This window comes from Rhodoblastus sp. (assembly GCF_052145335.1).
In the GTDB taxonomy this organism is placed as follows: domain Bacteria; phylum Pseudomonadota; class Alphaproteobacteria; order Rhizobiales; family Beijerinckiaceae; genus Rhodoblastus.
This window is the reverse complement of sequence record NZ_JBKQOU010000206.1, coordinates 18186-36312: the sequence shown is the minus strand read 5'-3', so window position 1 is coordinate 36312 and position 18127 is coordinate 18186. Positions and strand designations below refer to the sequence as shown.

Genomic DNA, 18127 nt, shown 5'->3' with positions numbered 1-18127 from the left:
GACGTTGAATACAGCCGCCTGTCGGTCGCCTTCTCCTGGATCGGTTCCGACGAAGGCGATGAAGTTTCGGGCGAAGGCTACGCTGAATTGCTCGATGATGGCTCGATCGAGATCGAATTTGCCTATCAAAACGGCGACGAAGCCGTCCTTAAAGCCAAGCGCGAGCCTTTTTCAGCAGCCTGTTAGGTTAACCTTAAAATATAGAATCTGTTTAGGCAGTGCTGCCGATATCGTTCATGATCTGGCCCTCCCATTCGCCTGAACCTCACCCGGTCCTCAGTTGGCGAGGGCGATGGCGGGTCGCAGCCGCCATTGGCGGCGTGAAGCCGAGCCCCGGTCGCTCCGCGAGATGGAAGCTTGACCTCGGCGAGAGCGTCGATTTTGTTTTGGAATCGGCTATTCGCCCATAGACGATCAGGCTGCCGGTCTTTATTGGCTTGGACGTAACCAGGAGCGCGCGCAGTTTTTTCGCTGCAGCGGCCATCGTTAATCCGGGGGTTCCAAAAATGGCGTTCATATTCGAAAAGTCCGGACTGTTGGCCAAGGGAACCTTGGTCGGGGCGTCGGTCGCTGTTCTGCTCCTTTCCGGGTGTGGCAAGAAAAATGGCGATCATCCCGTCGGTCAGGTGATCGCCCATGTGGGGCAAGACGAAGTTACCCAGCAGGAACTCGAGAATGAATTCCGGTTGGCCAACGTCCCCGCGGACAAACGCGACGACGCGGTCACCAAACGGGCCCTTCGCGAAATCGTGACCCGCAAGGCCGTCGCGCGCCAGGCCATTGTCGCCAAGATCGATCGCGAGCCCACTATGCAGCTCGATTTGCTGCGCGACAAGGAAGCGATGCTCACGCGCAGCTTGATGCAGCGCAAGCTGCAAAGCCAGGTCGCCGGCGTGGGACAGTCCGATCTGGATCAATATATCACCACCCATCCAACGCAATTCGCCAAGCGCGTCGTTTTCATCACCGATCAGATTGAACTTCCCGCCCAAGCCCTGACGGCGGAGGTCGGAGCGGCGACCAAGGACGCGAAGAGCCTAGCCCAGGTTGAGCAGGCGTTAACCGGTTTGAAAGTCGCCTTCCGGCGCAATTCCGGCGCGCTCGACAGCGCCAGCCTTCCGCCTCAGGTGTTGCAGCAGCTGCAGTCCGAACACGCCGGCGACGTTTTCTTCGTCCGTACAAACGGCGGCGGCGTTTTCTTCAAGATCACAGAAACACAGAGCAAGCCGCTCGCCGGCGCCGACGCCAATGCTTTGGCGCGGCAGATGATCGGCAAGGAGAAAGCCGAGGCGCTGTCGCAGCAGGTCACCGCCGACGCGCTAGGTTCAGCGACTTACGAAGGGGATTACGCCCGGATCATGAAAGAAGCGCCAAAAGACACGCCGGCGAGCGCGCCGGCGAAATAACAGCCGGAAAAGCTGGCTTCCACTCCGGTTGCGTCGCTTCCAGAGCCCTGATCCGAATCGGAGCGGGGCGCAAGTGTTTTTTGTCTTTACGTGAAGCTGCGGCCGCCTCCGGCGTTCAGCTTGCGATATTCGGCGTAGTTCCCGACCTGCCGATGGGGGACGAACTGAATTTTCGCCGGACGCGCCTGGCGAATGGAGAGGAGGGCGGCGGCAGCAGCGCGGTCGAGGCTTTGACGCGCCTCCAAATTCATGTCCCCGGAGAGTAAAGGGCGCGATTTCAGATGAATGAATCTCATTGCAGGGCACAACGTCTGAACTCCTGACGGCCTTGGAAGACCAAGAAATAATACCTACGCATTTCAATTGTCGGTGCGTATTGAATAGCGTATTCGTGCTGAAAATGGTTTAATAAGAAGCATAAAAACGCTTGATCTGCCTTAAATTGATAAATGCAGAGGAGTCGCGCGGGCTTTTTGGTTTGACCCGGCGCCCCCGGGCCCCCGGATCCGTTTGCCTTGCGAGTCTGGCCGGCGGCATTTAGTGTGACCTGGGCTGGGCAACCCGATGGACGCGGCCGCGCTGTTTAGCTATTAGCAAAGATGAATAGATCTTCTCTTGCTGAAAACCTCGGTGACCGCGACAGAAGCAAAACCGGCGATCGGACCAAGCTTTGTCGTCGAAAGATCGCAGATGTGAAACCCGGCGCTGTCAGCGCCGCTCGGGCGAGGAATGATGGCGCTTACAGATCAAAAACACACGCGATCTTCCGTCGGTATCGCCGCTCGGATTTCGGACGCCTGGCTTGATCTGGCCCTGGCAGGCGCCATTGTCGCGGCTTTCATTCCAACCTTGCTCCGTCTCATCGATGGTCCATGGCGCACCGAGCAGGAGGGCCACGGTCCTATCGTCATCGCCGCCGCCGCCTGGCTCGCATGGCAGGCGCGGCAGAATTTTCGGCCGGAAAAGCTCAAGCCGGCCTATATCGCGGGATGGCTGGTCTTGCTGGCGGGGCTGGCGCTTCTGATCGTCATGCGCTCGCAGGACGTGCTGATGCTGGAAGTGGCGGCGCAAATCCCGATCATTTGCGGCGCGGTTCTGATCGCTGCCGGCTGGCAGGGCCTGAAGGCGTATGCCTTTCCAATCGCCTTCCTGTTTTTCGCGATTCCGCCGCCCGGCTGGATGATGGATATTTTCACCGTTCCGATGAAATTGATGGTTTCCGATTGGGCCACCGAACTGCTCTATCAGCTCGATTTCCCCATCGCGCAAAACGGCGTGATGATCATGGTCGGGCCCTATCAGCTGATGGTGAAGGACGCCTGTTCGGGCATGAACTCGATTTTTGCGCTTTCGGCGATCGGCTTTTTCTACGTCCACGAATTCATACGCAATTCGCCGTTCCGCGTTGCCGTCATGCTCGCCGCGATCATTCCGATCACCGTGGCGGCGAATTTCGTCCGGGTGCTGGCCTTGATCCTGATCGCCTATTACTTCGGGGTCGATGCGGTCGACGGCGTATTCCACGACCTTACCGGTTTTCTGCTGTTCGCCGTCGCGCTAGGACTGTTTTTCCTGCTCGACGTCGTATTGATCGGCATGGCCGCCCTGGCAAAAGGCGCGTTGAGGAAATGGCGCCCGCATGCGCCGGCTCAATAGGCTCCGGTTTAACCAATTTCGCGCGCGGCGAGATCGTTCCAGCGGCCGAAGACTTCGGCTAGGTCGTCGGCAAGTGGCCGGAAGGCGTAATCGAATTTTTCCCCTTCGGCGACGCGTTGCGCCGCTTCATTGACCTGCGCGGCGCCGAGACAGAGGCGCAGCGCCTGCATTTCTCCTATCGCCACTGGCTGGCCGAGATGGATGGGCCGCTGGCCATTGCTGCGCTCGCAATCGAGGCGAGTCGTCTTGCGGCGCCGTACAGGTTGCGTCGCCGGATCGCGCAGCGCGCGGTGCAGTTTTTCCGCAGAAATGGCGCGGCCGTGATCGTCAAAAGTCAGGATCGGAAAAATCGTCCGCGCATGGGCGGTCGGCCGCCAGTCGCGGTCGGCGAGCTTCAGTTGCGGCGAGGCGGCAAGGTGGGCGTAGATTTCCTGCGCGAAGCGGGCGGCGATCTGCTCGCGCAGGGCGCCATCGATGGTGAAATAGGCCTCGAGTTCCGCCAGGGCGCATTCCCAGCGCAGTCCGAGGCCGATATTGGCCAAGGTTGAAAATTCGCCGCGCAAGTTTCCACGCAAGGCGGGAGACCAGTCCAAAGCCGCCGAATAGTCCGAAAGCCCTTCCGGCAGAACCATGGAATCCAGTCGCGCCGCCAGGGCCGGCGGCAACAGCAGGGCGCCGGAGGAGGGCGGTCCGCCGGCGAATTTCGATCCGGTCAGCATGACGGCGAAGCCGGCGTCGAGATCGGCGCAGAGCCGTTCACGCGAGCAGCGCAATTGCCCTGCGTCAACAACCACCACCACGTTTTCGGGAAAAGCTGCGGCCATCGCCGCCGCGGCGCGGCGTGAAGGACCCGACTGGCCGGTTTCTGAGCAGTCAAGAACATGCAGCAGGATGTCGCGGCCGCTGGCGACCAGGGCGTTGACCCGTTCGGTGACCATTCGGTCAATCGTTCGGGATTCGAGCGGCGCGCCGTAACGATCCCGCGTTTCGATAAGTTCGACGCGGCGGTCGGAGTCGAATCCCGCTAGCTTGGCGCCGCGCAAAACGTCGGCGGCGAACGGCGCCGATTTGGAGAAATGGCGGCCATCCGCAGCCAGCAGCAGGGTTTCGTCACTTTCTGGCGGCGCGGCGACGAGGGTCGTCGATGGACGGGAGAATACGCTTTGCGCAATGGCGAGCAGGATAAGTTCAGCCTCGGCGATCGAAGCGGAAAGCACGATTTCTCCGCCGGCCGCCGGGGCGAAAAGAGCGAGCAAGCGCTGGCGGATTTCGTCGAACCAGACGGGCAGGGGGCGCGCTCCTTGACCGCGCGTCGCCGCTTCCAGCGCCCGGAGGCCGGCCGCGTGGCCACGGGCCGAGATGGCGGAAGCGGTCGCGGAAGAGGACCAGATTTCTCCGCTGGGCGAACCGGCGGGAACGCCGAAGTGGTTTCGTCCGCTGCGGGGATCGATCGCAAGCCTTTCGTCGCCGCCGCTTGCCAGCAGCGTCGCGAAAAGCGCAAGCCCTGCCCCGGGCGGCGAAGTCGATGGTTGAATCGTCCGCGAGGCGTCCGCCTGCTGAGACAAGGCATTTGAATTCATGTGGTGGCTGAGATCTTTCACTGGGATCCACCGTTTGGCGCGCCCGAATTGATACATTTGTTTAACCGTCCACGGCCTTCCAAATCGTTAATTTTATTTACTGTTTCACGAAACCCGGTGGGCGCGTCGGCGCCGGATTAGCGAAAAAGCGGGCTTAACCCAAGGGAGGCGGCGGCGTTTTCCGGCGCGGTCCCCCCGCAAAAAAATTTCCGCCTGAAGGGTCGGTTTGTCTTCTCCCAATTTTGGGCGGGCGGCGGTTGACGGGCGCAGGATTGGCGCAAAACGCCCCTGGCTCATCGGCGCTGCGGGCGTCTTTCTCGCGGCGCCGCCGCAGTTTGGGCTTGGGCGCCTTGCTTTCGGGCCGTTATTAGGCAAGTCTGGCAGCTCATGTTGACCGCGACCATCGTTCGAATCATCGCATTCTGCGTCCGCCACGCCAGAGTCGTGGCGGCGGCGTTCGTGCTCGCGGGTTTGCTGGCGGGGGCCTTTGCGACTGCCCACTTCAAGATATCATCGGACGTCAATGGCCTGTTGTCCGACAAACTCGCCTGGCGCCAGCGTGAAAAGGCCTTCGAAGGCGCTTTTCACCGCTTCGACCAGATCTATGTTGTGGTCGAGGCGCCAACGCCGGAACTGACCGCGCGGGCGACGGCCGAACTCACCAGCCGGTTGGCCGAGGACAAGACTCACTTTCACGAAGCGGTCAATCTCGCCGGCTCGGCCTTTTTCGCGCGCAATGGTTTTTTATACCTGCCGCTGGAATCGCTGCGCGCCAGCCTCGATGGACTGCAGGAGGGGGCGCCCCTGATCCAGGACCTCGCCTCCGACATGAGCCTGCGCGGTCTGGTCGCGGGTCTCGAGGACGGGCTCATCGGGCTCAATGCGGGGCGGCTCAAACTCGACGGCATGACCGGTCTGTTTGACCAGACTGCGACGACGGTCGAAGGGGCTTTGGCCGGTAGGCCCGCCGCCTTCTCCTGGCGCGTGCTCGCCCAGGGAAAGCCGGCGACGCCCAGTGAATTGCGCGGGCTGATCCAGGTCAGACCGGCGCTCGATTTCCGTCAGGTGCAGCCGGGCCTTGCCGCCACCGAGGCCTTGCGCGCCGTCGCCGCCGAGATCGCGCCGCCCTACCAGGCGCGTGTGCGCCTCACCGGGCCGGTGGCGATGGCCGACGAAGAATTCGGCACCATCAAGGAAAACGCCGCACGCAACGGAATTATCACCGCCGCCATTGTCTTGCTGATCCTCTGGCGCGCCCTGCGTTCCTGGCGCCTCATCGGCGCCGTCACGCTCAATATCATCGTCGGACTGGCGATCACGGCGGCTGTCGGCCTGGCGATGGTCGGCGCCTTCAACCTCATTTCCGTTTATTTCGCTGTGCTGTTCGTCGGCATAGGCATTGATTTCGGCATTCAGTATGCGGTGCGAACCCGCGCCGAAAGGCATGAAATCGATAATGTCGCCGAGGCGGTGAGGCGCGCCGGCCTGCATGTCGGCGCGCCGCTGACACTGGCGGGCCTCGCCACCGCCGCCGGCTTTCTTTCCTTCCTGCCGACCGATTACAAGGGTGTGTCGGAACTGGGCCTGATCGCCGGCGTCGGCATGCTCATCGCCTTCGCGGTCACCGTCACCTTCCTGCCGGCGCTGATCGTGCTGTTCGGCGCCCCCGGCGAACCGGAGCCGCTCGGCTATGCGGCGCTGGCGCCAGTCGACGCCTGGATGGCGCGTCATCGCAAGGCGATCCTGCTGACCACCGCGATTGCCGTGGTCGCCGGCCTGCCCTTGTTCTGGAAGCTGAAATTCGATTTCAATCCGATCAACCTGCGCGACCAGCACACCGAGGCGGTGGCGACCTATCTCGAACTGGCGCGCGATCCGCAGAATGACGTCAATTCCATCGAGATTCTGGCGCCGTCGCTGGCGGAGGCGGACCGGAAAGCCGCCGTCGTCGCGAAACTGCCGGAAGTGGCGCGGGCGCGCACCTTGTCGAGTTTCATTCCCGACGATCAGGAAGAAAAACTGAAGCTGATCGCCAAGGCCGCAAAGGTTTTGGACAAGGCGCTTACCCCGGTCGAGACCGATACGCCGCCGACCGACGCCGAAAGCGTAGAGGCGCTCAGGGAGGCGGCGGAGCGGCTGAACGAGGTCGCCGCCGATCCGCATAACCAGGACCAGAAGGCGGGCGTCGCGGCGGCAAAACGCCTCGCGTCGGCGCTCGACGCGCTTTCGCGCGCCGATCCCGCTCAACGGGAGAGCGCCGGCCGGGTCATGCTCCAGCCGTTGGCTTTCGACCTCGACGGCCTTCGCGCCGCAATGCAGGCCGAAAGGGTGACTTTGGCCTCATTGCCTCCAGAACTGAAGCGCGACTGGATCGCAGCCGACGGCGGCGCGCGCGTGTCCATCGCCCCCAGCGATCCTTCCGGCGATAACGAGACTTTGCGGCGATTCGCCAAGGCCGTGCTGAAGGTCGAACCCGACGCGACCGAAGGGCCGGTGTCGATTCTGGAGGCGGGAAACACGATTGTGCGGGCTTTCTTCGAAGCCGGGGCTTGGGCTCTGGCGTCGATCGCGCTTTTGCTCTGGCTGGTGCTGCGGCGGATCAGCGACGTCGCCCTGACGCTGGTCCCGCTGCTCCTGGCGGGAGTGGTGACCCTGGAAATCACGGTATTGATCGGCATGCCGTTGAATTTCGCCAATATCATCGCCTTGCCGCTGTTGCTTGGCGTCGGCGTCGCCTTCAAGATCTATTATATCATGGCCTGGCGCTCAGGGCAGACCGACCTTTTGCAAACCAGCCTGACCCGTGCGGTGATGTTTTCCGCTGCGACGACGGCCACGGCTTTTGGCAGCCTCTGGTTTTCAAGCCATCCCGGGACGTCGAGCATGGGCAAGCTGCTGGCTCTGTCGCTGGTCTGCACTCTGGCCGCCGCCGTGCTGTTCCAGCCGATCCTGATGGGGAAACCGCGCGAGATTGTCCCTGAAGAGGACAATTAACCGCAAGAAGAGTGGGGAGACTGGGATGAAAATCGGTCTATTTCTGCTGCTGCTGTTGAGCGTCGCCTCGCCGGCTTCCGCGGCGTCGGGCACGTCGGAACAGCAGGAAGCCTGCCGGCCGGATGTCCGTCATTTCTGCCATCAGGTCCGTCCCGACGCCGGCGACGGCGCCTTTCTCACTTGTCTTCAGGCTAATCGCGCCCGATTGTCGGCAAGATGCCGCAATGTGCTGGAAAGTAACGGCGTGTAGTTTTATTGGCGTTTTCGCGCCGAGCTCTCCTTGCAAGGCGGGTGTTTGGATTTTCGCACGGCGCAGCGGAAAAATGCGAAATGTTTGTTTTTCAAAGCGTCGTTCCTGTCCAATCCGATCGGAATGAGCACTGGCCGATCGAAAGATCGACGAGGAGGGTGACGATGGGCTTGTTTTCCAGTTTCGCGCCAGCATCGAAATTTTCGCGCATCGGCCTGCTCGCCGCGGCTTCGGCGCTGTCGGCAGGCGGCTTTTTTGTTTGCGGCGGCTTGGCCTTCGCGCAATCGCTGGCCGGACCCAGCGTCGTCGGCTTCTGGCAATCGACTTTCGACGACGGCAATCCCAGCGGCTGGTTCTATTTCACCGAGATCAACGGCGTCGCGGAAGGCCGATTGGTCAAGATGTTCAAGAAAGCTGGCGAAACCCAGACGGTCGAAACCTGCGTCCATTGTCCCGGGGCGATGAAAGGCGCGCCAATGCTCGGCCTCGCCATCGTCACCGGAATGACGCGCCACGGCGCCAAATACGAGGACGGCCACGTTCTCGATCCGCGCGACGGCTCTGTATATAATGCGCAACTGGAAGTCAGCCCCGACGGACAGAAATTATTCTTGCGCGGCTATATCGGCACGCCCATTCTCGGACAGACGCAGACCTGGACAAGGCTGCCGGACGACGCCATTCCGGCGGCGGCCCTTCCGCCCGACCCGATGGCGTCAGCCGCAAAAAAACCCGCTGCGCCGGCAAAGACCCCGGCCAAAACGCTTTGAAACAGCAGGCTTAGCGCTCAGTCGAAACCGATTCCGCCTGGAGGGACAGCCGGATCAGTTCCGACAGGCTTTGCGCCTGAACCTTGGCCATCAGATTGGCGCGGTGTGTTTCGACGGTGCGCACGCTGATGCCCAATTCAAAGGCGATGGTCTTGTTGAGCTTGCCATTCAGCAGGCCGGTCAGAACGTCCTTTTCGCGCGCTGTCAGGCTGCTGAGCTTGTCTTGCGCCGCCAAGGCTTCCGCGTCTCCGGCGCGCCATTCGCCCCGTCGCGCCAAAGCCCCGCGCACGGTGGAGACCATCAATTCGTCGTCGAACGGCTTTTCGATGAAATCGACCGCGCCGAGCTTCATGGCCTTGACTGCCTGCGGCACGTCGGCGAAGGCGGTCATGATGATGGTCGGCAGCAAGATTCGCCGGTTTTTCAATTCCGCGAGCAATTCGAGTCCGCTCATTCCCGGCATGCGGATGTCGCTGATGACGCAGCCGGCGGGTGCGGAATTTTGGTCGAGGAAATCCTGGGCCGAGGCATAGCTTTCCGTGCTGAAGCCAGCGCTACGCAGCAACAGCGCCAAGGATTCCCGCACGGCGGGATGATCTTCAATGATATGAACTATCTGACGCGTAGGCATGGAAATTCTCATTCATTGCAATGGGCGCCAAAAAACGCGCCGCCCCCCGGCTTGCACCCGTCGCAAATCGATTGAAACACGAAAGACTCAATACTTTTCGGCGCGGTTTTTTTGATGCCGATTTTAACATTTCCACACAAAAATCACGGAAGGGAAAAGCAGGCTTTTGGCGATTCCCGAGCTGGAAAAAGACACTTTACAACATTTTTTCCAGAGCGTCGTGGTATTAGCAGCATAGGCGCGGCGCGAGATGACACCGCCTGATACGCCAACGAGTTTTTTCGCCCGACCGCCGGGCGAGGCGCGTCCGGACACGAGAAGGAGGGATCCTTTGAGCGGCGAAAATCCAGCACTACGGCTGAAGGCGCTGTCGCGCGACCTCGCCTGGCGCCTTTTTGCCGCCATGGCGGTAGTGTCCTTGCGCTGGCGGATCGGCGCGGCCGTCTTGACGATGGCGGCAGGTTTCATTGTTCGCTATGCGTTTATCAATGTTTTTGGCGATCACCCCACCTATTTCACCTTTTATCCGGCTGTTATGGTCGCCGCCTGGTTGTTTGGAACCCGTACAGGCTTCGCGGCGGCGGCTGTCGCGGTCGTCCTCGTCAATGCGCCGTTAGGCGCGGCGGCCGTCGCTTCTCTCGAAACGACCGAAAATTATCTGGTCGTCGACGTTTTTCTCCTCAACTGCGCCGCCCTGATTTTCCTGGCGAGGCTGATGCAACGTCTTTCGGGGGCGCGGCGCGAAAGCGAGGAACTGGCACGGCTCAACGCCGAACAACTCGGACATTTCATCGAACAGGCGCCGGCGGCCATGGCCATGTTCGACCGCGACATGTTCTATCTCGCGGCCAGCGCCCGCTGGCGCGCCGACTTCGGCTTATCGCGCGACATAGTCGGCAAGTCGCATTACGATGTCTTTCCGGACCTTGGCGAGGAATTGCGGAAAAAGTTCCGTCGCGCCCTGGCAGGCGAATCCTTGAGTTGCCAGGCCGACCGCTACGTGGGCGGCGACGGCTCGGAGCGATGGCTGCGCTGGGAAATTTCTCCCTGGCGCCTGCCGCATGACCGGATCGGCGGCGTTGTTATTTTCTCGGAGGATATTACTGAGCGTCTGCTCATCGAAGAGCAGATGCGCGAAAATGAACATCGCCGCGACGCCATCGTCGACGCGGCGATGGAGGCGATCGTCGCGATCGACAGCAAGGGCATTATCCAGTCGGCCAATCCGGCAACGCGGGAAATGTTCGGTTACGAAAAATCCGAATTGCTGGACCGCAACGTCAGAATGCTGATGCCGAACCACTATCGCGCCGAACACGACCGCTATATCGCCGATTATCTCGATGGCGGCAAAAAGAAGGTTATCGGCCAGCGGCGCAAGCTTGAGGGAAGACGCAAGGACGGCTCAATATTGCCGTTGGAACTGACGGTTTGCGAAACGACGTTCAAACAGGAGATCATGTTCGTTGGCTTCCTGCGCGATCTCAGTCCTATCGAGGAGGAAAAGCGGCGCGTCACCGCGTTGCGCGACGATCTGGTTCATGTCAGCCGCCTGAACGACATGGGCGAGGTGGTCGCCAGCCTGGCTCATGAAGTTGGGCAACCGGTCTCCGCGATCCTCAATTTCGCCGCGGCGCATCGCCGCGCCAAGGCTTTGAGCGGCGAAGCGCCGGAGCCGGACCTGATCGCCAAGATCGAGGCGCAGGCTCGCCGCGCCGCCGAAATATTGAAACGCCTTCGTGGCTTCATCGAAAAGCGTCCGCCCGAACGCCGATTGGCGGGGATCCGCGAATTGATCGAAGATGCGATCAGCCTTACCGTGCTGCGCTCGCGCGCTCATATCGTTTATCTGCCGGCCGCCAATGACGGCGAAATTCGCGTCTGCGCCGACCGCGTCCAGATCGGCCAGGTGCTGGTGAATCTGTTGCGCAACGCCGACGACGCCTTGGCCGACACGGCCGAACCGGAAATCCGGGTCGAGACATACTGCGACGCGTCGGGCATGGTGCACATCGCCATCGCCGACAATGGCGGCGGCGTCGATGAGGAAGCGTTGGGACAGATTTTTTCGCCGTTCTTCAGCACCAAGAAATATGGCATGGGCGTCGGGCTTTCGATCAGCAAATCGATCGTGGAAAGCCACGGGGGCGTCATTTCTTATCGCGCCAATGAGCCGTACGGTTCGATTTTCGAATTCACCTTGCCGGTTTTCCACGGCGATGAATCCCTCTCATAAGCTCAGGCGTCGCATTCACTCCTGGCCAAATCCCTGCGAGCTTTGGCTTCAATCTCCCGCTGCCGAACGCTTTGCGGCGAAGCTCTTCATCAGGGTGATGACCTCCTCGTCCTCGAGTTGGTGGAAATCGCGATAGAATTCCCCGATGCCGAAAAACGTTTCGGGCGTCAGCAGGGCGATGGTTTCATCGACCAGACCGCCGAGCCGAACGGCGGCTTCGCGCGCGGCGACGGGAACGGCGAGGATAATTTTTTGCGGTCCACGCCGTTTCAGCGCATGGATCGCCGCCTCCATGCTGGCTCCGGTGGCTATGCCGTCATCGACCAGGATCGCGCTGCGTCCCTGCGCTGAAATCGGCGGGGCGGCGCCGAGATAAAGGTCCCGGCGCCGCTCGATCTCGGCGAACTGCCTGCTGGCCAGCCGTTCAATTTCGGCGCGCCCGACGCCATAGGCGGCGACAATGTCATGGTTGAGCACGATCTCTGGCTGGTCGCCGTCGACCGCGGCGCCCAGAGCCAGTTCGGGCTGGCGCGGCGCGCCGATTTTACGCGACAGAATTAGATCGAGCGGCGCGTCGAGCGCGCGAGCGATTTCCGCGGCGACGGCCGCGCCGCCGCGCGGCAAAGCAAAGACCAGCGGTCTGGACGGGGCGCGACGCAGTAGCGCGGAGGCGAGCAGGCGCCCTGCCGCTTCGCGGCTGTCGAAGACGATGTTGCGCGCCTGCAAATGGGCTTCGAACCAACCCATGGCGTCAGTGAGCGCCGCCTCCAGCGCGCCCGCTTCCTCGAATAGATGGCTCGCGCCGGGAATGACGGTCAATTTGGAGGGGCACCGCAACTGCCTTCGCGCGGCGCGGTTGAGGGCAAGAACCTGCCCATCGTCTCCGCCGACGATGAGAAGCGTGGGCGCGCGCACGGCGTCCAGCCAGGGTTCGGCGAGGTCCGGCCTTCCTCCGCGCGAAACCACTGCGCCGACGATGTTTTTCCGGGTGGCGGCGGCGCTTAGGGCGGCCGCCGCTCCAGTGCTGGCGCCGAACAGGCCGAGCGGCAAGGCGAAAGTCCGGTCGTCTTTTTGCGTCCAGTCGATGGCCTCGACCACGCGCGAGCCCAGGAGCCCGATGTCGAAGACGTTGTGGCGGTCCTCGGCCTCGTTTTCATGCAGCAGATCGAAAAGCAAAGTCGCAAAAGCGCCGCGCTGGAAAGCCTCGGCGACGAATTGGTTGCGTGGGCTGAACCGGCTCGACCCCGATCCGTGGGCGAACAGGATCAGGCCGCGCGGATCAGGCGGCAAGCAGAGCTGGCCCGGCAAACGATGCGGGCCGATCGCGACATCGAATGGCGACATTTCCGGCCTCCTGGAGCTCCCCGCGCTTTGTTTTATCGAACAAACGGCCTAGACTTTTCTGCGTTGCTCTGATGGCGCGCCATATTCGCGCCATGGCCGGCGGTGGAGCAAGAGTCGGAAAATACTCTCAGTTCGGCGAAGTCGTTTTCGGCAGCAGCGGCGCCGCCGCATCCGAACGGTGGATCAATCCAAGCGCGTCGGGGGCCAGCGTCGCGTCGTCCCAGCCGCCGGAAAGGCTGAAGCCCAGTTGCTGCGGCTTGGCGTCCGGATCGCCCGCTTGCCGGCTGGCGGTGGCGTGCAGGTCCACCGTGCGTTCGGCGATATTCGCCCGGCCGGAAAAATAGGCGGTCATGCGTTCGTCGCGCGCGACTCCTTCCTCGATGTCGGCCTGACCCTGCAAAATGCTGAATTTCGCGGCGAGCAGATCGAAACCCGTGCGCCCAGAGCGCAATTCGACCCCAGCGGTCAGCGGCCGGCGCTCCATTCGGCGGAAGGCGAGGCCGAGGTCCAGCCCAAAGATTTCGCCGTTCTCCACAGAGAAATCGCCGCGCGCGTCGAGACGGCTCGCCCATTCGTAGTAGGATTCGCCGCCGGTTTCGAAACTGATGCTTCCGCGCCCTACACCGGTCAGAGACTGGCGCTTGAAGCCGTCCCACAGCAGGGCGGCGACGTCGATTTTTTCCGCGAAAGCGGAACCGCGAATATCGAGGCCATCGGCGTTTTCGGCGATGATGGCGCGCGCGCGGACCTGACCGGAATAGGCGGTGGCTTGCGCCAGCGAAAGGTCGAGGCGGCCATTTTTCAATATGGCCGACAGAGCGGCGTCGTCCAGCTGAAAATCCCCGAGGCGGGCGTGGCTGGCCGAAAGGCGCAGATCGAGATCGGCGGCGCCGAGATGCGAGGGCTGGAAGATTTCATGGCTCCACTGGCCGCCGGCGTTGGTTCCCGGCAGTTCCTCGATCAGCGGCTCCAGATTGAGTGAAGAGCCGGCGAGGGTGGCGGCGATCAGCGGACGCTGCCCATCGAGCCGGATCGAGGCGGCCCCGTCCAGCGCATTGCCGTCGATCAGGACGCTGATGGCCGGAAAGGAGAGATGGTCAGGGTCGAGCGCGGCATCGCCCTTGATCGATGCGGCGCCGAAGCGCCCCGGCAGCGGCATGGTCAGGCCAAGCCATTGCGAAGCCTGTCGCAGCGATGGCGCCGAGGCGGAGATCCGGCCCTTGAAATGCGGGCGCGGCGACAAGGCCATATCGCCGTTGAGGTCGATCTGGAAAGCGTCGGCGTCGATGCGCAGTGTGATCTGGCTTTCCTCGCCATGCGGCAGACCGTCGGGTTGGGCCGCCCACAGCGCGAAACGCGTCGGAGGACGATCCTCGCCGAAGGGCGCAAGCTGGCAATGTCCAATCAGGGAAAGGGGTGCGCTGGCGCGGCTCCAGTCGAGGCTCGCCTCGAGGCTTTGCGCGACGAGTTCCGGCTTTTCCGTACCGGGCCGACGGAGGAACATTTTGCCGTCGGTGACCTGCACCTCGCCCAGGTCTCTTTCCGGCGCGCCGCCATCGGGCCTTGTCAAGCCGCCATCGGGCAGGAAGGCATGGGTTGGGTCGATGGTGAAAACAGCGTCGGCGAGGATGGCGCGCGCCAGTTCCAGCCGGCCGGTCAACAGGCCGGCCAGGCCAAGATCTACGCGCAGGCTCGAAGTCGAAAGCTGGAGCGCCCCGCCGCTCTGTTCGAGTTCGGCGTCGTAGATGCGGATATGGGGACGCGGCAGCACCGCGAAAACCGAGCGCCCGTGCGACACCAGCCGCATGCCGGAGGCGGCCTTGATCTGGGTTTCGATGGCGAGGATCTGTGCGCTCTGCGACACGGTCCAAGGCGCGGCCGCCAAGGCCACCACGAGCGCGACGATAGCGGCCAAAGCCCATTTTATGTTGAATTTCATCCCGGCAGGATAAACTCATGGACCGTCGCCGCAAACAGCAAAAGCGATTTTTTAAGTGTTTTCGAGCGAAGCGGACGCCGGGCTGTGTCAAGAAAGCGCGTAACAACAAGGAATTGGAGGCAAGATCCGACTCGATCGCCGAATCTTGGTCTTGACGGATTGCGCTTACGAGACACTGGCGTGCCGCACGGTTTCTGCCTCGACAATCGCCATGAATTTTTTCTGGAAAATCTCGCGCGAAAATCGCTGCGCGTTAGCGCGGCAGTTTTCCGGGCTGAAGCGGGACGCATCGCGTTCGAAATTCTCCACCGCCTCGACAATCGCCTCCTCGCTCTGCCGGACAAAAAACAGGCCGGTAGGCTTCTCGTTTTCCGGCCCCATCACGGTCTCCAGCGAACCGCCGCGGCCGAAGGCGATCACTGGCGCGCCGCAAGCCTGCGCCTCGACCGGCATGATGCCGAAATCCTCTTCCGCCGCGAAGACGAAGGCCCGCGCCCGGCGCATCTTTTCGCGCAAGACCGAGTCGTCCTGATAGCCCAGAATTTCGATATTGGAGGTCGCCAGCCGTCGCACCAGCGCCATTTCCGGACCGTCCCCGATCACCACCAGTTTGCGGTGGGGCATGCGGGCGAAGGCGGCGACGATCAGCGCCATGCGCTTGTAGGGCGTCATGCGCGAGGCGGCGAGATAGAAATCCTCTCTCGCTGCGCTGAAGGGGAGGTTGGCCAGGTCGACTGGCGGATGAACCACATCGGCCTCGCGGCGGTAAACCTTGGCGATGCGCCGCGCGATATAGGCCGAATTGGCGATTAGCCGCTCAGGGCCATTGGCCGTGCGCATGTCCCAGATCCGAAGATAATGCAGGAGAAAGCGCGCCAGCACCGAGCGGAAGCCGCGGGAAAGACCTGATTCCACGAGATAAGTGTGCTGCAGGTCCCAGGCGTAGCGCATTGGCGAATGGATATAGGAAATGTGCACCTGGTCGGGGCCGGTGATGACTCCCTTGGCGACCGCATGTGACGAGGAAATGATAAGGTCGTAGCCTGACAGGTCGAACTGTTCGATGGCGAAGGGCATCAGCGGCATGAACAAGCGGTGATGCGTCTTGGCGCCCCACAGGTTTTGCAGAAAGCTCGTGGTTAGTTTTCGCCCATGCAAAATTTCGTCCTGGCCGGGCGGCAGGGCGCAGATCAGGGTGAAAAGGTCGGCTTGCGGAAAAAGGCGGAGAATCTCCTCGGCGACTTTTTCGGAGCCCGCGCGCGTCACCAGCCATTCGTGGACGATTGCGACCTTCATTCCCCAACCGCGCTAGAGCTTCGCTCCAGCGTTTTCTTCACGCGAACCGATGTTCACTTCGCTTGAAAACGCTTTGAAAGGCGGCGGCCAGAATAGTTTTTCCGCGTTAATTAACGGTAGCGCTGAAAAAGCCCAGCGAAACCAGCTATAGCGGCCAGCAGCCAGCCCGCGATCATGGTTATGCCGCCGGTCGGCGCGGCCATCGGAAACAGCCGTGTCGCGCGGAGGGTGAACAGCGCGACATCGGCGGAAAAAAGCCCCGCGCCCAATGCGATCGCCAGCGCCGAAGCCAGCCAAAGGCGGTTGACAGGGGTGGAATCCTTCGCCCGCGCCGTAAGGGCGAGCACCGCGGCGGCGTGGACCAGCAGGATCATGGCTACACTGGCCAGACGCGCGCCCCCAGGCATATGAGCCGCGGCCGCCGCAGCCGCGACGCCGCTGGCGCCCATCAGGCCGGCGAGTGCGGCCAAAGCGTCGATGGTTTTCTGCATGATGGGGGCCTTATCGATCCGCAAAGTTTTTCCGCGCAATAATGTCCAGTCAAAGCTTCTGGCGCGGCGGACATTCATGAGCGAAGCGGGCAACAAGATCAATATCGTCCTTGCGGTCGATCACGCTTCGGTCACCGGCGGCCAGGCGAAAGTGGCGCTGGAAAGCGCGCTCGGGCTGCAACGCGCCGGTTTCTCGCCGATCGTCTTCGCCGCGGCCGCGCCGGTCGATCCGCGTCTGGCGCGGGCGGGGATCGAAGTGGTCTGTCTCGATCAACCGGACCTGCTCGGCAATAGTTCGAAAGCCGCAGCCGCGTTGCAGGGAACATGGAATTTTTACGCCGCCGAACAAATGCGGATTCTGCTGGCGCGACTGCCGCGCGAAAACACCATCGTCCATGTCCACGGTTGGGCCAAGGCCCTTTCCGCCTCCATCGCTTCGCCGATCCGCCGCTCGGGCCTGCCCGCGGTCTACACGATGCACGAATATTTCCTGTTTTGCCCCAATGGCGGGTTTTACAACTATCCGAGAAACCATGTCTGCCGGCTGACGCCCCTGTCGCCGGCCTGTTGGGCGACCAACTGCGATTCGCGCAATTATCAGCGCAAGATCTGGCGCGGCCTCCGCCAGACGGTGATGGAGCGCGTCGCCCGTCTGCCGCAGATCTTCGGCGATTTCATCCTGATCTCGCGATTTCAGGCCGGCGTCGTCGCTGGACGCCTGCCGCCGGGGGCCCGAATCCACGCCGTTTCCAACCCCATAGACTGCGAAAATCTAGGGCGGAAAACCAATCCGGCTTCGGGCGATTTCCTGTTCGTCGGCCGGATGTCGCCGGAAAAAGGCCTGTTCCTATTCGCGCAGGCCGCGCGAAAAACCGGGATCGTGCCGGTTTTCGCTGGCGACGGGCCGGCGGCCGAGGAGATTGCAGCGCTCTATCCCGAAGCGCGGCTGCTGGGCTGGAAATCGCCCGCCGAGGTCAAGGCCCTCCTGCGCGCCGCGCGCGCCCTGGTTTTTCCCTCACTGTGGTTCGAGGGCCAGCCCCTGACGGTATTGGAGGCCAAGGCGATGGGAACACCTGTCATTGTCTCCGACGGCTGCGCCGGACGCGAGGAGATGCAGGACGGCGTTTCCGGCCTGTGGTTCCAAAGCGCCGATGCGAATTCGCTGGCGCGGGCGCTGGAAAAGGCCAGGGACGACGCGCTGGTTACGCGAATGTCCCATGCCGCCTATGATGAATTCTGGAGCGATCCGCCGACGCTTGCGCGCCATGTCGAGCGGCTGGGCCCGATCTATCATGAGTTATTGGCGCGGCGCCGCCCGGCTGCCTGAGCTTATTTGGAATTGCTGCCGCCGCCGGGATGGCTCATCTGGCTGCGGGGCGGAGCCTCGCGCGAAACCGCCGCCTGAGACGGCTGCCGCCGATGCCGTTTTTTCGCCAGGACGTCGGTCGCGGAGGCCAAATCGACTAGTAGAGCCAGCGCGGCGGCGAGAAGGAAAAACTTGCGCATCGCGCTGGCTCCAGTTCAATGTTCGGCC

At 62.3% G+C, this 18127-nt stretch carries 15 protein-coding genes and 1 pseudogene; 8 read left to right on the top strand and 8 right to left on the bottom strand.

What is annotated here, in order from left to right; genetic code table 11:
- Both ACLP2E_RS13385 and ACLP2E_RS13380 read left to right on the top strand, forming a co-directional pair.
- Nucleotides 1-186: pseudogene (locus ACLP2E_RS13385) on the top strand (hypothetical protein); the annotation flags it as partial.
- 320 nt (nt 187-506) lie between these two features.
- Entirely contained in the window at nt 507-1406 is a 900-nt protein-coding gene (locus ACLP2E_RS13380) for a hypothetical protein (RefSeq protein WP_442466216.1), read from the top strand.
- 86 nt (nt 1407-1492) lie between these two features.
- On the opposite strand, the gene ACLP2E_RS13375 is transcribed toward ACLP2E_RS13380, so the two are convergent.
- Nucleotides 1493-1651, bottom strand: coding sequence for a hypothetical protein (locus tag ACLP2E_RS13375; RefSeq protein ID WP_442466215.1), 159 nt, complete (start codon nt 1649-1651; stop codon nt 1493-1495).
- 487 nt (nt 1652-2138) lie between these two features.
- On the opposite strand from ACLP2E_RS13375, the gene xrt reads away from it, so the two are divergent.
- Complete coding sequence (gene xrt, locus ACLP2E_RS13370) at nt 2139-3062, top strand: exosortase (protein ID WP_442466214.1); 924 nt, start codon at nt 2139-2141, stop codon at nt 3060-3062.
- Nucleotides 3063-3070: 8 nt separating this feature from the next.
- On the opposite strand, the gene ACLP2E_RS13365 is transcribed toward xrt, so the two are convergent.
- Complete coding sequence (locus ACLP2E_RS13365) at nt 3071-4642, bottom strand: hypothetical protein (RefSeq protein WP_442466213.1); 1572 nt, start codon at nt 4640-4642, stop codon at nt 3071-3073.
- 387 nt (nt 4643-5029) lie between these two features.
- Here ACLP2E_RS13365 and ACLP2E_RS13360 point away from each other — a divergent pair, with 387 nt between their 5' ends.
- From ACLP2E_RS13360 to ACLP2E_RS13350, 3 genes are all read left to right on the top strand, one after another.
- Nucleotides 5030-7636, top strand: a complete 2607-nt coding sequence (locus ACLP2E_RS13360) for an MMPL family transporter (RefSeq protein WP_442466212.1) — start codon at nt 5030-5032, stop codon at nt 7634-7636.
- Between the two features lie 25 nt (nt 7637-7661).
- A complete protein-coding gene (locus ACLP2E_RS13355; RefSeq protein ID WP_442461961.1) occupies nt 7662-7886 on the top strand; it encodes a hypothetical protein in 225 nt (74 codons plus the stop codon).
- 164 nt (nt 7887-8050) lie between these two features.
- On the top strand, nt 8051-8656 hold the full coding sequence (locus ACLP2E_RS13350; RefSeq protein ID WP_442466211.1) for a DUF2147 domain-containing protein: 606 nt from the start codon (nt 8051-8053) through the stop codon (nt 8654-8656).
- 10 nt (nt 8657-8666) lie between these two features.
- Here the strand turns inward: ACLP2E_RS13350 and ACLP2E_RS13345 are convergent, their stop codons facing one another.
- Nucleotides 8667-9287 (bottom strand): response regulator transcription factor, encoded by a 621-nt coding sequence (locus ACLP2E_RS13345; protein ID WP_442461963.1) that lies wholly within the window; start codon nt 9285-9287, stop codon nt 8667-8669.
- Nucleotides 9288-9618: 331 nt separating this feature from the next.
- On the opposite strand from ACLP2E_RS13345, the gene ACLP2E_RS13340 reads away from it, so the two are divergent.
- Complete coding sequence (locus tag ACLP2E_RS13340; RefSeq protein ID WP_442466210.1) at nt 9619-11523, top strand: PAS domain S-box protein; 1905 nt, start codon at nt 9619-9621, stop codon at nt 11521-11523.
- A gap of 48 nt (nt 11524-11571) precedes the next feature.
- Here ACLP2E_RS13340 and ACLP2E_RS13335 read toward each other — a convergent pair whose 3' ends face one another.
- The 4 genes from ACLP2E_RS13335 to ACLP2E_RS13320 all read right to left on the bottom strand — a co-directional run bounded on the left by ACLP2E_RS13335 (nt 11572) and on the right by ACLP2E_RS13320 (nt 16593).
- Nucleotides 11572-12867, bottom strand: a complete 1296-nt coding sequence (locus ACLP2E_RS13335) for a phosphoribosyltransferase family protein (protein WP_442466209.1) — start codon at nt 12865-12867, stop codon at nt 11572-11574.
- A 127-nt stretch (nt 12868-12994) separates the two neighbouring features.
- Complete coding sequence (locus ACLP2E_RS13330) at nt 12995-14806, bottom strand: AsmA family protein (protein ID WP_442460912.1); 1812 nt, start codon at nt 14804-14806, stop codon at nt 12995-12997.
- A 165-nt stretch (nt 14807-14971) separates the two neighbouring features.
- On the bottom strand, nt 14972-16102 hold the full coding sequence (locus ACLP2E_RS13325) for a glycosyltransferase family 4 protein (protein WP_442466208.1): 1131 nt from the start codon (nt 16100-16102) through the stop codon (nt 14972-14974).
- 110 nt (nt 16103-16212) lie between these two features.
- Nucleotides 16213-16593, bottom strand: coding sequence for a DUF423 domain-containing protein (locus ACLP2E_RS13320; RefSeq protein ID WP_442460910.1), 381 nt, complete (start codon nt 16591-16593; stop codon nt 16213-16215).
- A 76-nt stretch (nt 16594-16669) separates the two neighbouring features.
- Between ACLP2E_RS13320 and ACLP2E_RS13315 the strand changes: the two genes are divergently transcribed.
- A complete protein-coding gene (locus ACLP2E_RS13315; RefSeq protein WP_442466207.1) occupies nt 16670-17920 on the top strand; it encodes a glycosyltransferase family 4 protein in 1251 nt (416 codons plus the stop codon).
- A 2-nt stretch (nt 17921-17922) separates the two neighbouring features.
- On the opposite strand, the gene ACLP2E_RS13310 is transcribed toward ACLP2E_RS13315, so the two are convergent.
- Nucleotides 17923-18099, bottom strand: a complete 177-nt coding sequence (locus tag ACLP2E_RS13310; protein WP_442460908.1) for a hypothetical protein — start codon at nt 18097-18099, stop codon at nt 17923-17925.
- Between the last annotated feature and the right edge of the window lie 28 nt (nt 18100-18127).